This window comes from Umezawaea sp. Da 62-37 (assembly GCF_032460545.1).
In the GTDB taxonomy this organism is placed as follows: domain Bacteria; phylum Actinomycetota; class Actinomycetes; order Mycobacteriales; family Pseudonocardiaceae; genus Umezawaea.
On record NZ_CP135965.1, the window covers coordinates 4,082,956 to 4,096,217 of the forward strand.

13 protein-coding genes are annotated in these 13,262 nt (G+C 71.6%); 5 read left to right on the top strand and 8 right to left on the bottom strand.

What is annotated here, in order from left to right; genetic code table 11:
* Window positions 1-111: 111 nt before the first annotated feature.
* Window positions 112-1,380, bottom strand: coding sequence for a UDP-N-acetylglucosamine 1-carboxyvinyltransferase (murA, locus tag RM788_RS18125; protein ID WP_315932878.1), 1,269 nt, complete (start codon window positions 1,378-1,380; stop codon window positions 112-114).
* A gap of 131 nt (window positions 1,381-1,511) precedes the next feature.
* On the opposite strand from murA, the gene RM788_RS18130 reads away from it, so the two are divergent.
* Window positions 1,512-2,084, top strand: a complete 573-nt coding sequence (locus RM788_RS18130) for a cob(I)yrinic acid a,c-diamide adenosyltransferase (RefSeq protein ID WP_315932879.1) — start codon at window positions 1,512-1,514, stop codon at window positions 2,082-2,084.
* Here the strand turns inward: RM788_RS18130 and RM788_RS18135 are convergent.
* Entirely contained in the window at window positions 2,081-2,515 is a 435-nt protein-coding gene (locus RM788_RS18135) for a DUF2550 domain-containing protein (RefSeq protein ID WP_315932880.1), read from the bottom strand. The genes RM788_RS18130 and RM788_RS18135 overlap by 4 nt on opposite strands.
* A 28-nt stretch (window positions 2,516-2,543) precedes the next feature.
* On the bottom strand, window positions 2,544-2,900 hold the full coding sequence (locus tag RM788_RS18140) for a F0F1 ATP synthase subunit epsilon (RefSeq protein WP_315934667.1): 357 nt from the start codon (window positions 2,898-2,900) through the stop codon (window positions 2,544-2,546).
* A gap of 247 nt (window positions 2,901-3,147) precedes the next feature.
* Here RM788_RS18140 and RM788_RS18145 point away from each other — a divergent pair, with 247 nt between their 5' ends.
* Complete coding sequence (locus tag RM788_RS18145; protein WP_315932881.1) at window positions 3,148-3,645, top strand: SigE family RNA polymerase sigma factor; 498 nt, start codon at window positions 3,148-3,150, stop codon at window positions 3,643-3,645.
* Window positions 3,642-4,952 carry a hypothetical protein gene (locus RM788_RS18150; RefSeq protein ID WP_315932882.1) on the top strand — a complete coding sequence of 437 codons (1,311 nt, stop codon included), beginning with the start codon at window positions 3,642-3,644 and terminating at the stop codon, window positions 4,950-4,952. The genes RM788_RS18145 and RM788_RS18150 overlap by 4 nt, the downstream gene beginning before the upstream one ends.
* On the opposite strand, the gene RM788_RS18155 is transcribed toward RM788_RS18150, so the two are convergent.
* Together RM788_RS18155 and RM788_RS18160 are read right to left on the bottom strand one after the other, a co-directional pair.
* Window positions 4,949-6,124: an MFS transporter gene (locus RM788_RS18155; protein ID WP_315932883.1), complete on the bottom strand. Its 1,176-nt coding sequence runs from the start codon at window positions 6,122-6,124 to the stop codon at window positions 4,949-4,951. The two genes, RM788_RS18150 and RM788_RS18155, sit on opposite strands and share 4 nt — an antisense overlap.
* A gap of 17 nt (window positions 6,125-6,141) precedes the next feature.
* Window positions 6,142-7,299, bottom strand: coding sequence for a 4-hydroxybenzoate 3-monooxygenase (locus RM788_RS18160; protein ID WP_315932884.1), 1,158 nt, complete (start codon window positions 7,297-7,299; stop codon window positions 6,142-6,144).
* Window positions 7,300-7,371: 72 nt separating this feature from the next.
* Here RM788_RS18160 and RM788_RS18165 point away from each other — a divergent pair, with 72 nt between their 5' ends.
* Entirely contained in the window at window positions 7,372-8,148 is a 777-nt protein-coding gene (locus RM788_RS18165) for an IclR family transcriptional regulator (protein WP_315932885.1), read from the top strand.
* Between the two features lie 18 nt (window positions 8,149-8,166).
* Here the strand turns inward: RM788_RS18165 and RM788_RS18170 are convergent, their stop codons facing one another.
* Window positions 8,167-9,816, bottom strand: coding sequence for a choice-of-anchor P family protein (locus RM788_RS18170; RefSeq protein WP_315932886.1), 1,650 nt, complete (start codon window positions 9,814-9,816; stop codon window positions 8,167-8,169).
* 200 nt (window positions 9,817-10,016) lie between these two features.
* Between RM788_RS18170 and RM788_RS18175 the strand changes: the two genes are divergently transcribed.
* Window positions 10,017-10,856: an alpha/beta fold hydrolase gene (locus RM788_RS18175; protein WP_315932887.1), complete on the top strand. Its 840-nt coding sequence runs from the start codon at window positions 10,017-10,019 to the stop codon at window positions 10,854-10,856.
* 57 nt (window positions 10,857-10,913) lie between these two features.
* Here RM788_RS18175 and atpD read toward each other — a convergent pair whose 3' ends face one another.
* Both atpD and RM788_RS18185 read right to left on the bottom strand, forming a co-directional pair.
* Window positions 10,914-12,353 (bottom strand): F0F1 ATP synthase subunit beta, encoded by a 1,440-nt coding sequence (gene atpD, locus RM788_RS18180; RefSeq protein ID WP_315932888.1) that lies wholly within the window; start codon window positions 12,351-12,353, stop codon window positions 10,914-10,916.
* Window positions 12,346-13,257 (bottom strand): F0F1 ATP synthase subunit gamma, encoded by a 912-nt coding sequence (locus tag RM788_RS18185; protein ID WP_315932889.1) that lies wholly within the window; start codon window positions 13,255-13,257, stop codon window positions 12,346-12,348. The genes atpD and RM788_RS18185 overlap by 8 nt, the downstream gene beginning before the upstream one ends.
* Between the last annotated feature and the right edge of the window lie 5 nt (window positions 13,258-13,262).

Genomic DNA, 13,262 nt, shown 5'->3' on the forward strand with positions numbered 1-13,262 from the left:
CTCCAGACACCCCGAGTCGAACACTCGGGCACCCCGGCCGCAGCAGTCGAACGCCCGGTCCCCGAACGCGGGGGCCGGGCGTTCGACTGCTGCGGCCAGCTTCCTGCCTGCCTAAGCGCTGACGCGCTCCACGCTGGCGCCGAGCTTGCGGAGGTTCTCCACGAAGCCGGGGTAGCCGCGTTCGATGTGGAAGATCTCGTACACCTCGGTCGCGCCGTCCGCGCACAGGCCCGCGAGCACGAGGCCCGCGCCCGCGCGGATGTCCGACGCCCACACGGGGGCGCTGGAGAGGCGTTCGACGCCGCGGACGACGGCGTGGTGGCCGTCGGTGCGGGCGTCGGCCCCGAGCCGGATCATCTCCTCGATGAACCGGAACCGGGCCTCGAACAGGTTCTCGGTGATCATCGACGTGCCGTCGGACACCGTGGACAGCGCGATGGCGAACGGCTGGTTGTCGGTCGCGAAACCGGGGTAGGGCAGCGTGACGAAGTCGACCGACTTGGGCCGGTCCACCTGCACCACGCGGAAGCCCTCGTCCGGACCGCCCTCGTAGGTGGTGACCTCGGCGCCCGCCATGCGGAGCTTCTCCAGCACGAGGTCGATGTGGTGCGGGTTCACGCCGCGGACGCGGATGTCGCCGCGGGTCATGGCGGCGGCGAACGCCCACGTGGCGCCGACGATCCGGTCGCCCACCACGCGGTGCTCGGTCGGGTTCAGGCTGTCGACGCCGTGCACGGTCAGCGTGGACGTGCCCGCGCCCTCGATCTTGGCGCCCATGTCCTTGAGCATCAGGCAGATGTCGATGATCTCCGGCTCGCGCGCGGCGTTGTCGATCACCGTCGTGCCCTTGGCCAGCACCGCGGCCATCAGGATGTTCTCGGTCGCGCCCACGCTCGGGAAGTCGAGCCAGATCTGCGCGCCGTGCAGGCCCTCGGCGTTCGCGACGACGCAGCCGTGCTCGATCTCCGTGGTGGCGCCGAGCTTGCGCAGTCCGGCCTGGTGCATGTCCAGCGGCCGCGAGCCGATCGCGTCACCGCCGGGCAGCGCCACGACGGCGCGCTTGCAGCGGCCGACCAGCGGGCCGAGCACGCACACCGAGGCGCGCAGCTTGCCCATGGCCTCGGAGTCGGCGCGGTGGTTCAACTCGGCGGGCGTGGTGATGGTGACCACGTCGCCCTCGATGACCACGACGCAGCCGAGGCTCCGCAGGACGTCCGCCATGAGCGGCACGTCCAGGATTTCCGGGCAGTTCGTGATCGTGGACGTGCCTTCGGCGAGCAGAGCCGCCGCCATCAGCTTCAACACGCTGTTCTTGGCCCCGACGACATCGACCTCGCCGACCAGCCGCGCTCCGCCGTGGACCCGGAAGTGCTCACTCACCAAAGAACTCCTCAACGATTGCCCCTGACGGGCAATCCTACGGACGTTCTGGATCGAGCCCGTGCGTGAGCCCCTCGGAATGCGGACGAGGCGCAGGGGTCCCGACCCGCGGGAGCCCTAGAGTGCGGGTCATGGCTGTTCACCTCACCAAGATCTACACGCGGGTCGGCGACGACGGCACGACCGGACTCGGCGACTTCTCGCGCGTCCCCAAGACGGATCCGCGCATCACCGCGTACGCCGACGTGGACGAGACCAACGCGGCGCTCGGCGTGGCGCTGGCGCTGGGGGCGTTGGCCGACGACGTGCACGAGGTCGTGCGGAAGGTGCAGAACGACCTCTTCGACGTCGGCGCCGACCTCTGCACGCCGATCGTGCCCGAGCCGGAGTACCCGCCGCTGCGGGTGACCCAGCCTTACGTGGACCGGCTGGAGGGGTGGTGCGACGAGTACAACGCGCGCACCGGGAAGCTGGACTCGTTCATCCTCAACGGCGGCACGCCCGGCGCGGCGCTGCTGCACCAGGCGCGGACGATCTCGCGGCGGGCCGAGCGGAGCACGTGGGCGCTGCTGGAGGTGGACGCGGAGCGCACGAACGTGCTGACCGCGAAGTACCTGAACCGGCTGTCGGACCTGCTGTTCATCCTGGCGCGCGTGGCGAACCCGGACGGCGACGTGCTGTGGAAGCCCGGCCAGAACGCCTAGGAAGCCCAGGGAATGGAACGGCCCGGAGGCGCTGATTCGAGCCAGGAGAGGAATCCTGTCAGCGCGTCCGGGCCCATCGCGATCTCGACCTCACCGCCGGAGGTGCTCCGGCAGCGGAGCACCGTGGAGCCCGCGGGCATCGCGTAGGCCTCGGCCGCGGCGGGTTCGCGCCGGTCGTCGATCTCCAGGCCTTCGCGGGTGATGATCTGGTCCGGGCCGGAGCCGAGGCTCAGCACGCGGAACCAGACGAACTCGTCACCCTGGTAGCGGCCGACACCGAGGTGCCAGCCCCGACCGCTCTCGCCCTGGCGCAGGCGCAGCGCGACGTGCACGCCGCCCGCCCGGAGCAACCTCAGCCTGCGCCACGCGAAGTACGCGAGGGCGACGACCACGACGAACAGGACCACCCCGACGATCTCGGCGATCCCCACGGCGATACCCGCTCGTCCGCGTCCGGCCTCAGGCCGATTGCCCGGCGGCACGAAGGGCGGCGAGCGCCCGGCCCCGCTGGAGGTCGTCCGAATCCTTGGCCGCGGACCGGGCGGCGTCGACGTCGATCTCGTCGGCCAGCTCGGCGTCCTCGGCCAGCACGCTCACACCGCTGCCGGTCACGGACAGGAACCCGCCGTAGACGGCCGCGGTCACGGTCTCGCCCTCGGAAGTGCGGATGCGGACCACGCCACCCTCGACCAGCTGGCCGAGCATGGGCTCGTGGCCCGGCAGAACGCCGATCTCGCCCTCGGTCGTCTGGGCGACCACCGACGTGGCCGTGCCCGACCACAGACGGCGTTCAACGGCGACCAACTGGACGGTCATCTCGGCCACGCGTATCTCCCTCGTCGACTGGAGTCGAATCGCAGTCTAAACGGTCGGGTGACAACCCCGCCGCCCCGGCCTGGTCACACCGGGCTCCCGCCACCTCCGGCCGCAGGCGGGAGGCGTTCCCGCGGCACCCGTTCGGGCGATGTGCGCGAACCGCCCCACGACCCGGCGCGATCCTGACAACCTCCTCCACCCAGCCGGTGTCCAACTTCCCGTGGGGGGACGCGGAGGAGGCAGAGGGGTGGCTGTGAACGCGGCGGACGAGGGCTTCGAGGAGTTCGTCGAGCTGCGGTCGCAGTCCCCCCTCCGCACCGCGTACCTGTTGTGCGGCGGTGATCGGGGGGCCGCGGAGGACCTGCTCCAGGACGTGCTGGAGCGGATGTTCCTGCGGTGGCGGCGGATCAAGGGGCCGCCGGAGCCGTACGCGCGGGCGGCGTTGGCGAACGCGTCGGCGAACCGGTGGCGGCGGAGGTCGCGCAAACCGGAGGCGGACTGGGAGTTGGCGGGGGTGCCGTCGGTCGGCGGGCACGAGGAGCGGGTGGTGGCGCAGGACGCGGTGCCGCGCGCGTTGGCGGAGCTGCCGCCGAGGATGCGGGCGGTCCTGGTGCTGCGGTACTTCGACGACCTGACCGAACTCCAGACGGCGGCGGCGTTGAAGTGCGGCACCGGCACGGTCAAGAGCCAGACCTCGCGCGGTTTGGCGCGGATGCGGGAACTCATGGTGGAGGTGGCGCGATGAACGGGCTCCGGGCGGCGATGCGGGACAGCACCAGGGATGTCGAAGCGCGCACGGGGTTCGCCGCCGACGTCCTCCGCGGTGCCAGGCGCAGGAAGGCGCGCAGGCGGAAGAGCGTCGTGCTGGCCGTCGTGGCGGTGTTCGGCATCACCGGGGTGGGGACCGGCCTGCTGCGGGACCGCCCGGCCGATCCGAGGCTGGCCGAGACCACCCGTGGCGACCTCGCGGGCGACGGGACCCGTCTGGCGGACGCGACCACGGCGTGGAGGTACGCCGCGGACGCGGGGTGGCGGCAGGACCGCGGCATCGCGGAACTCCGCGGTGAGCCGCACGTGTACTGGATGGGCAGCACGCAGGCGGGCCCGGCGGCCGTCGTGATGCAGGAGGGGCTGTCCGGCGACGGGTGGCGGACGCTGGTGGGGCTGGTCGCGACCGATCCGGCGGACGGTCGTACGAAGGTGCTCGGCAGCACGAACCCGGCCGATCCCCCGACGGCCCCGCAGGCCTTCCAGTTCGGCCGGGGGGACAACACGTTCCTGGTGGTGGACCCCCCGGCCACCGCCTACGTCTCGACGGCCCCGGACCAGGCGTCCGACGGGCGGATCTCCCGGAGGTGGGCGCCGGTCCCGACGGTCGACGGGGTCGCCGTGTGGACGAACACGACCGGCGGCGACGCGGCGGCCGTTCGGCTGGTCGTCGACACCGGGCAGCCGCCCGCACGGGTGGCCGCCGACCGGCTGCTCACCACCCACCCGGCCGACGACTACCTCGCCGACGGCGTGCGCGCGAGGCCGAACGGCACCGCCGACGGCGGCGTGATGCCCTGGCCGGACACCAGTCCCACGACCCGCCTCCGCGTCGGGGCGACCGCGGGCACGCCGCCGTCCCCGGACGTCGACGTGCTCCGGGTGCTGCGGGACGCGGAGATGACCGACGTCGGGCCGTCCGCGTACCTCAGCACCTGGCGCGTCTACGGGAACTCCCCCGACGGCAGGGGTTTCCTGGTGTGCGAGTACCAGGACTCCGGCTACCGGGCCACGACGTTCACCCTGCTGTTCGACCGCGACGGCGGGCTGGAGCGCGTGGTCAGGGAACCGGAGACGAGCCCGTCGCCGCTGCGGACCGGGGTGCGCCTGCCCGACGGCCGGGGCTGGGTGGTGGCGCAGCCGGGATCGACGCTGCGCTACCGGAGCACCGGCGACTGGCAGGACACCGGGCAGCCCGCCGCGCTCGTCCCGGACGACACCGCCCAGGTCGAGGTGACCCTGCCGAGCGAGGGCAGGCCGTCGGTGGTCGACCTGCCCCGCTAGACCTCCACGTGGGTGCGGGAGCCGATCACGGCGACGGCCACCGCGCCCAGCGCGGCGACCAGGGCGAAGGCGTAGAAGCCCCACGGGTAGGCGAGGCCCGCGGTGAGCAGCACACCGCCGAGCAGCGGGCCGCAGATGGCGCCGAGGCGGCCGACGCCCGCGGTCCAGCCGAGGCCGGTGGCGCGGTTCGCGTCCGAGTAGACGCGGCCGACGTAGGCGTAGACCAGCGCCTGCGCGCTGAACACGAAGCAACCCGCGACCAGCACCGCCGCGTACACCCCGATCCCCGGCAGCTTCACGCTCAGCAGCGCCAGGAACACGGCTGCGGCGGCGAACCAGCCGATGGTGGTGCGCCACATCCCGAACCGGTCCGCCACGAACCCGGCGACCAGCAGGCCGATGATCGCGCCGACGTTCAGCGTCAGCAGCAGCCCCAGCGCCGCGCCCAGCGGGTAACCGGCCACGCGCATGATCTGCGGCAGCCACGTGTTGAGCCCGTAGACCAGCAGCAGCCCCATGAACGACGCCACCCAGAACGCCAGCGTCGCGCGCACCAGGCCGGGCTTGAACAGCGAGCCGACGACGTCCTTCACCGGCGTGGACGCGACCGCCTTCGTCTCCGGCAGGTACCGCCACATCAGCGGCACCAGCACGAGCGCGGGCAGCGCGCCGATGACGAACAGCGCCCGCCACCCCAGCGACGGGATCACGAGGATGCCCAGCAGCGCCGTGGCGACCGCGCCGACGTGGTAGCCGGTCATGATCACCGTCGTCGCCCGGCCGCCGCGCCCGCGGCCCGCGACCTCGTTCACCAGCGTGATGGCCGTCGGCAGGCAGCCGCCGAGGCCGAGGCCCGCGAGGAAGCGCAGCAGCCCGAACAGGAACACCGACGGCGCGAACGCGCACAGCAGCGTGAACAGCGAGAAGCCCGCCACCGCCAGCACGAGCGCCTTGCGCCTGCCGATCACGTCGGTGACCGTGCCGATCGAGAGGGCGCCGATCGTCATGCCCACCAGCCCGATGGTCGACACCGCCGACGCGCTCGCGGGCGTGAGCCCCCAGACCTTGTCCTGGAGCAGCACGGGGAGCACGGTGCCGAGCACCACGAGGTCGAACCCGTCCAGCAGCACCGCCGTCCACCCGAGTGGTAAGACCCATCGATTCGTGGACATGGCGGACCTCCGCGGGGTTAGAAGGGCAGGCCTGCGTAGTTCTCCGCGAGGCTGGTGGCCGCCGCCGTCGACGTCGCGGTGTACCGCAGCTGCGACAGCTGGAGCCGGTGCTGGTAGTCGTCCACGTCGGACGCCCGGTGCAGCATCGTGGTCATGTGGTTGGAGAAGTGCTCCGCCCGCCACACCCGGCGCAGGCAGGTGTCCGAATAGGACTCGACGAGGTCGGTGCGACCCTTGTGCAGCAACGCCGACAGCGCTCTCGACAGCACGAGCACGTCCGCGATGGCGAGGTTCATGCCCTTGGCGCCGGTGGGCGGCACGATGTGCGCCGCGTCGCCCGCGAGGAACAGCCTGCCGTGCCGCATCGGTTCGGCGACGAAGCCGCGCATGGGCGTGATGCCCTTCTCGATCACCGGCCCCTCGCGCAGCTCGAAGTCGCCGTCCGTGGCGAGCCTCAGGTGCAGCTCGTCCCAGATCCGGTTGTCCGACCAGTCCTCGATGCGCTCGCGCGGGTCGACCTGGAGGTACAGCCTGGTCACCTCCGGCGATCTCATGCTGTGCAGGGCGAACCCGCGCTCGTGGTTGGTGTAGATCAGTTCCTCGTGCGAGGGCTCCGCCTTGGCCAGCAGCCCCAGCCAGGCGAACGGGTACACGTGGTCGAACGTCTTCAGCACGCCCGCGGGCACGGAGCCGCGGCTGGTGCCGTGGAACCCGTCGCAGCCCGCGACGACGTCGCACTCCAGCTCGCCGCCGTCGAACGTGATCCGCGGCCGGTCGGTCTCCACGTCGTGCACGGCCACGTCGGCCACGCCGAACCGGATGTCGCCTCCCGCCGCAAACCGGGCCGCGATGAGGTCCTTCACGATCTCCTGCTGGCCGTACACCGTGATCGAGCCGCCCGTCAGGTCGGTCAGCGCGATCCGGTGGTCCTCGCGGTCGAAGCGCAGCGAGAACCCGTGGTGCGGCAGACCCTCCCGGTCCAGCCGGTCGGCCAGCCCCACCTCGCGCAGCAGCTCCACGGTCGGCTGCTCGCACACGCCCGCGCGGACCCGCCGCTCCACGTACTCGCGGCTGCGGGACTCCAGGACCACCGAGTCGACGCCCTCCAGGTGCAGGAGGTGGGACAGCAACAGGCCCGCGGGCCCGGCTCCGATGATTCCGACCTGAGTGCGCACACCTCCAGAGTGACGTGGGTCTCCTCGAGAAGCGAGTGGACTTTCCACTGATCGGAAGGCCATCCTGAACGCGTGACGACACCGAAGTCCGTCGCGGGCAGGCTGTTCACGCTGCTCGGCGTGTTCTCCGAACAGCGCCCGTCGGCGAACCTGTCCGAGCTGAGCAGGTGCGCCGGGCTGGCGTTGAGCACGACCCACCGGCTCGTGTCCGAGCTGGTGGAGTGGGGCGCGCTGGACCGCGACGCCGACGGCCGCTACCACGTCGGCCTGCGCCTCTGGGAGCTCGCCGTCCTCTCCCCCGGCAGCCTGGGGCTGCGCGAGCGGGCCATGCCGTTCCTGGAGGACCTCTACGAGGTCACGCACCAGAACGTCCAGCTGGCCGTGCGCGACGGGCTGGAGGCCGTGTACGTGGAGCGGATCTCCGCGCACAACGCGGTGAACGTGGTCACCAGGGTCGGCAGCAGGCTGCCGGTGCACGCCTCCGGCGTCGGGCTGGCGATGCTCGCCCACGCGCCCGCCGAGGACCAGGAACTGGCCCTGCGCAGCCCGATGCGGCGGTTCACGGCGAAGACGATCACCACGCCCGCCGCGCTGCGCGAGAAGCTGGCCCAGGTGCGGCGCGACGGGTACGTCATCAGCGACGCCCAGATCGAGCTGATCACGCTGTCGGTGGCCGCGCCCGTCCGCGGCGCCGACGACGGCGTGGTGGCCGCCGTGTCGATCGTGGTGCCCCAGGACGGCGTGGACGTGAGCACGCTCGTGCCCGCCGTCCGCACGGCCGCCAGGGGCATCTCCCGCGCGCTGGGCGCCCCCAGCGCGGTGCGGTCGCCGCGGCGCGGGGCCCCGTGAGGGACCCCGCGCCACCGGTCAGCAGCCCAGTCGCGCCCGTGCCTGGCTGACCACCAGGTCGGTGCCGGTCAGCAGCTTGACGTGCACCGCGTTGACCACGATGCCGCCGGGCACCGGCACCCGTTCGTTCACGACGACCGAGGCCACCAGCGGGATGACGATCGTCTGGTCGACCGCCGGGTTGAGCACTTGGACGCCCGCCACCCGCAGGTTCGTCAGGTTCGTCGTCCCGGTCGCCGTCACGACCCCGGACAGGTCGTCGGTCGCGGTCGCGGTGGCCTTCACCTCGTCCGCGGTGACCAGGCCGCCCAGCAGGCTCAGGCCCGCCGTCCGCGCGCTCGCCGCCGTGGTGCGCAGGCCGTCCGGCGCCACCACGCCGCTCGCGCTGGTCGTGATCACGCCCAGCGAGCCGACACCGGGCAGCGACGCCGAGGCCAGCTGGTCGCTGTCGGTCCCCGGAGTGGTGGTGCAGTCGAGGTCGGCCGGGGCGAGCGGGCCGACCGACAGCAGCGGGGACGTGAGCTTGCCGCCGTGCGCGTGGGCGTCGAACCCGAGCACCGGCGGGACGAACACGACCGAGGCGCAGCCGGGCGGGTTGAGGCCGACCAGCTGGGAGACGTCGGCGGCGCAGGTCGTGTACGTGCCCGCGCGGGTCGCCGTGACGGGAACCGAGACGGTGCAGGAGGTCTGGCCGGTGGCCAGCGCGCCCTCGACGGACACGGCGGTCGCGCCGGGAGCGGCGGTCGCCGTCGCGTCGGCGCAGTCGGTCGTCGGGGACGCCGTCGTCTTCAGGCCGTTGGGGAGCGCGCCGAAGAACGACCAGCCCGTCTTCACGGCCAGCTCGGTGGTGTTGGTGACCGTGTAGGTCAGCGTGGCCGGGGTGTTGATCTCCGCCGAGGCCGGGCTGAACGACACGTCCAGCTGCGGGGTCACGTCCAGCACCCGGACGTTGTCGATCGCGGCGTCGTTGCCGTTGCCGCTGCCCTGGAGGTTGACCAGCCGGATCCCGAGGCTGCTGCCGGTGAACAGGACCGGCTTGTCGCTGGCGAACGTGCCCACGGACGTGCCGTTGACGACCTGGCCGGGATTGGCGCACGTCTCGATCGGGTTGGTGAACGTCGGGATCGCCGTGGGCCCGTCCAGGAGGTAGAACGCCAGCAGCGCGTGCAGCGCGTAGCAGTTCTGCTCGGCCGCGTCGACGGAGAACGTCAGGAACCGGTTGGTCGCGGACAGCGCGATCGGTTGCGCGGTCTCGAACTGGACCTTGTTCGCGCCGGGGTTCGTCTCGGTGTACGCGCTGAGCGCGTGGTTGGTGGCGCGGTCGCCGCCCGCCCACTGGCCGAGGTCGCCCGCCATGCGCTTCACGTCGGGCCACCGGCTGTTGCACTGCCCGCCGGTCGGGTCGTTCGGGGGCTGCTGCAAGGACGCGACGAGCCCGTTGCACGAGACCAGCCAGGCCGGGTCCGCGGTGTAGGACTGGCCCGCGGCGCCGACGTAGGCCGGTAAGAGGATCGGCACGGCGCCCTGGCCGTTCTCGAAGTCCTCGGTGAACACGACCACCGGTGCCTGCGGAGTGCCCGCGACCGCCTGGATCGTGCTGGGGAACGCGGTCAGCCCCGCGCCGACCAGCAGCGCGGCGACCGCCGCGCGGATGACGGAACGTCCCATGGTGAAACCTCTCCTCGTGACGGCGGCCGGTGCAGGGGGCCACGGGAGAAATCGGGCGGGGGACGCTTTTGTTGCCCTGTTCGGGACTTTCCCACTCATCCGGCCGCAGGTGACCACCCGACTGCCGCGCCCCGACTCGCGGACACCGAGCCCGAGTATCACGATTGCCCTTGTCGGAGCGGCGTTGCGATGATCGGGTCATGCCCCGCCTCACAGCACGCGACGGAACCGAACTCGCCTACCGGGAAAGCGGGGAGGGCGGCCCGCTCGTCTGCCTCGCGGGCGGCCCGATGCGGGACTCCGCCTACCTCGGCGACCTCGGCGGACTGCCCGCGGCACTGCGGCTGATCAGCCTCGACCTGCGCGGCACCGGCGCGTCCGGGACGCCCGCCGACCCCGCCGCGTACCGGTGCGACCACCAGGTCGACGACGTCGAGGCGCTGCGCGAGCACCTCGGCCTCGACCGGATCGACCTGCTCGGGCACTCGGCGGGCGCGAACCTCGCCGTGCTGTACGCGATCCGGTACCCCGAACGCGTCAGCAGGCTCGTCCTGGTCACGCCGAGCACGTACGCCATCGGCGTCACCGCCACCGCCGAGAAGCGGCGCGAGGTCGTGGAGAGCCGCAAGGGCGAGCCGGAACACGACCAGGTCTCCGCCGCCCTCACCAGGATCGCCGCCGGAGAGGGCTCCGACGACGACTGGGAGGCCATCGCGCCCTTCACCTACGGCCGGTGGGACGCGGCGGCCAGGGCCCACCACGAGGCCGGGAAGGGGCAGCAGCACCCGGAGGCCGCCGCCGCGTTCGGCGCCGAGGGCGCCTACGACCCCGACGCCAACCGCGCGGCCCTCTCCGGGTTCGGCGCGCCGGTCCTGCTGCTGGCCGGTGAACTCGACCTCGCGGCGCCGCCCGCCGTCGTGGCCGAGTACGCCGGGCTGCTCCCCAAGGCCCAGTTCGTGACCCAGCCGGGAGCGGGCCACTTCCCGTGGCTGGACGACCCGGCGTCGTTCACCGCGACCATCGCGGCGTTCCTGTCCTGACACGCCGGAAGGGCCGCCCCCGTGAACGGGAGCGGCCCTTCCGGACTTGCCGAGGACTTAGTTGTTGCCCTCGAGCTTCTTCGCGTTGGCCTCGACGTCGTCGAGACCGCCGCAGCTGAAGAACGCCTGCTCGGGGTAGTGGTCGAACTCGCCCTTGCACACGCGGTCGAACGCCTCGATGGTGTCCTTGATGGACACGAACGAGCCGGGCTGACCGGTGAACTTCTCGGCCACGATGAAGTTCTGGCCGAGGAAGCGCTCCAGGCGACGGGCGCGACCGACGAGGACCTTGTCCTCTTCGGACAGCTCGTCCATGCCGAGGATGGCGATGATGTCCTGCAGTTCCTTGTACTTCTGCAGGATCCGCTTGACCTCCTGCGCCACCCGGTAGTGCTCCTCGCCGACGATCGACGGCTCGAGGATCCGGGAGGACGAGGACAGCGGGTCCACGGCCGGGTAGATGCCCTTCTGGGAGATCGGACGGGAAAGCTCCGTCGTCGCGTCCAGGTGGGCGAAGGTCGTGGCCGGGGCGGGGTCGGTGTAGTCGTCCGCGGGGACGTAGATCGCCTGCAGCGAGGTGATCGACTTGCCGCGGGTCGACGTGATCCGCTCCTGCAACTCACCCATCTCGTCGGCCAGGGTGGGCTGGTAGCCCACGGCCGACGGCATGCGGCCGAGGAGCGTGGAGACCTCGGAACCCGCCTGGGTGAAGCGGAAGATGTTGTCGATGAACAGCAGCACGTCCTGGCCCTGGACGTCGCGGAAGTACTCCGCCATCGTCAGCGCGGACAGGGCGACGCGCATGCGCGTGCCCGGCGGCTCGTCCATCTGGCCGAACACCAGGGCGGTGTCGGCGAGAACGCCCATCTCCTCCATCTCGAGGAGGAGGTCGGTGCCCTCACGGGTGCGCTCGCCGACGCCCGCGAACACGGACGTACCGGAGAACTCGCGGGCGATACGGGTGATCATCTCCTGGATGAGCACCGTCTTGCCCACGCCCGCGCCGCCGAACAGACCGATCTTGCCGCCCTTGACGTACGGGGTCAGCAGGTCGATGACCTTGATGCCGGTCTCGAGGATCTCGGTCTTGCCCTCGAGCTGGTCGAAGGCGGGCGCCTTGCGGTGGATGCCCCACTGCTCGCCGTCCCGGCCGAGGCCGGGCTCGTCGAGGCAGTCGCCGAGGGCGTTGAACACGTGGCCCTTGACCACGTCGCCCACCGGCACCGAGATGGCCTTGCCCGTGTCGCTCACCGGAGCGCCGCGGACCAGACCGTCGGTCGGCTGCATCGAGATCGTGCGGACGAGGTTGTCGCCCAGGTGCTGGGCGACTTCCAGCGTCAACGTCTTCGCGACCGCCGCGAACGTGATCTCCACGTTCAGGGCGTTGAACAACTCGGGTACCGCGCCGCGCGGGAACTCCACGTCGACCACGGCGCCAATCACCCGGACCACACGGCCGGTGCGGGTGGTGGTGGCAGTAGCACTCATGTCACTCATCACTTCCTGCGCCACCGGTAAGCGCGGAGGCGCCACCGACGATCTCGCTGATCTCCTGGGTGATCTGTGCCTGACGGGCCGCGTTCGCCTGCCTGCTGAGCGTCTTGACCAGCTCGCTCGCGTTGTCCGTCGCGGCCTTCATCGCGGTCCGCCGTGCGGCCGACTCGGAAGCCGCCGCGTCCAGCAAGGCGGAGAACAGCCGCGTCTTGACGTACTTCGGCAGCAACGCCCCGAGCAGCGTGCCGGCGTCGGGCTCGAAGTCGTACACCGCCACGGGACCGGTGGGACGGGCGTCGTACTCGACGTCCATCGGCGCGATCCGCTTGGCGACCGGGTTCTGGCTGAGCATGGACTTGAACTCGGTGTAGACGACGTGGATCTCGTCGACCCCGCCGCTCCCGCCCTCCAGCTCGGCCATGAACGCCTTGACGACCTCGTCGCCCGCCTCGGACGCGTTGACGTACAGCGGCAACTGGGAGAACCCGGTCCACGACTGCTCGACCTCGCGACGGCGGAACTTGAAGTACGCCACCGCCTTGCGGCCCAGCGCGTAGAGCACCGGCTCCTTGCCCTCGGAGCGCAGGAGCGCGATCAGCTCCTCCGCCGCCCTCAGGACGTTGGAGTTGTAACCACCGCACATGCCCTTGTCGCTGGTGACGACGAGGATGGCGGCGCGCTTGGGATCCTTGCGCTCCACCAGTAGCGGGTGGTCCAGGTTCGCCGAAGCCCCGGCCAGCGCGGAGAGCACGTTCGTGATCTCGTCCGCGTAGGGGCGCGAGGCCGCGACCCTTGCCTGCGCCTTGGCGAGGCGCGACGTGGCGATGAGTTCGTACGCCTTCGTGATCTTCTTGGTCGAGTTGACCGTGCGGATCCGTTGGCGCAGCTCGCGAATCTGTGCGGCCATGGCCT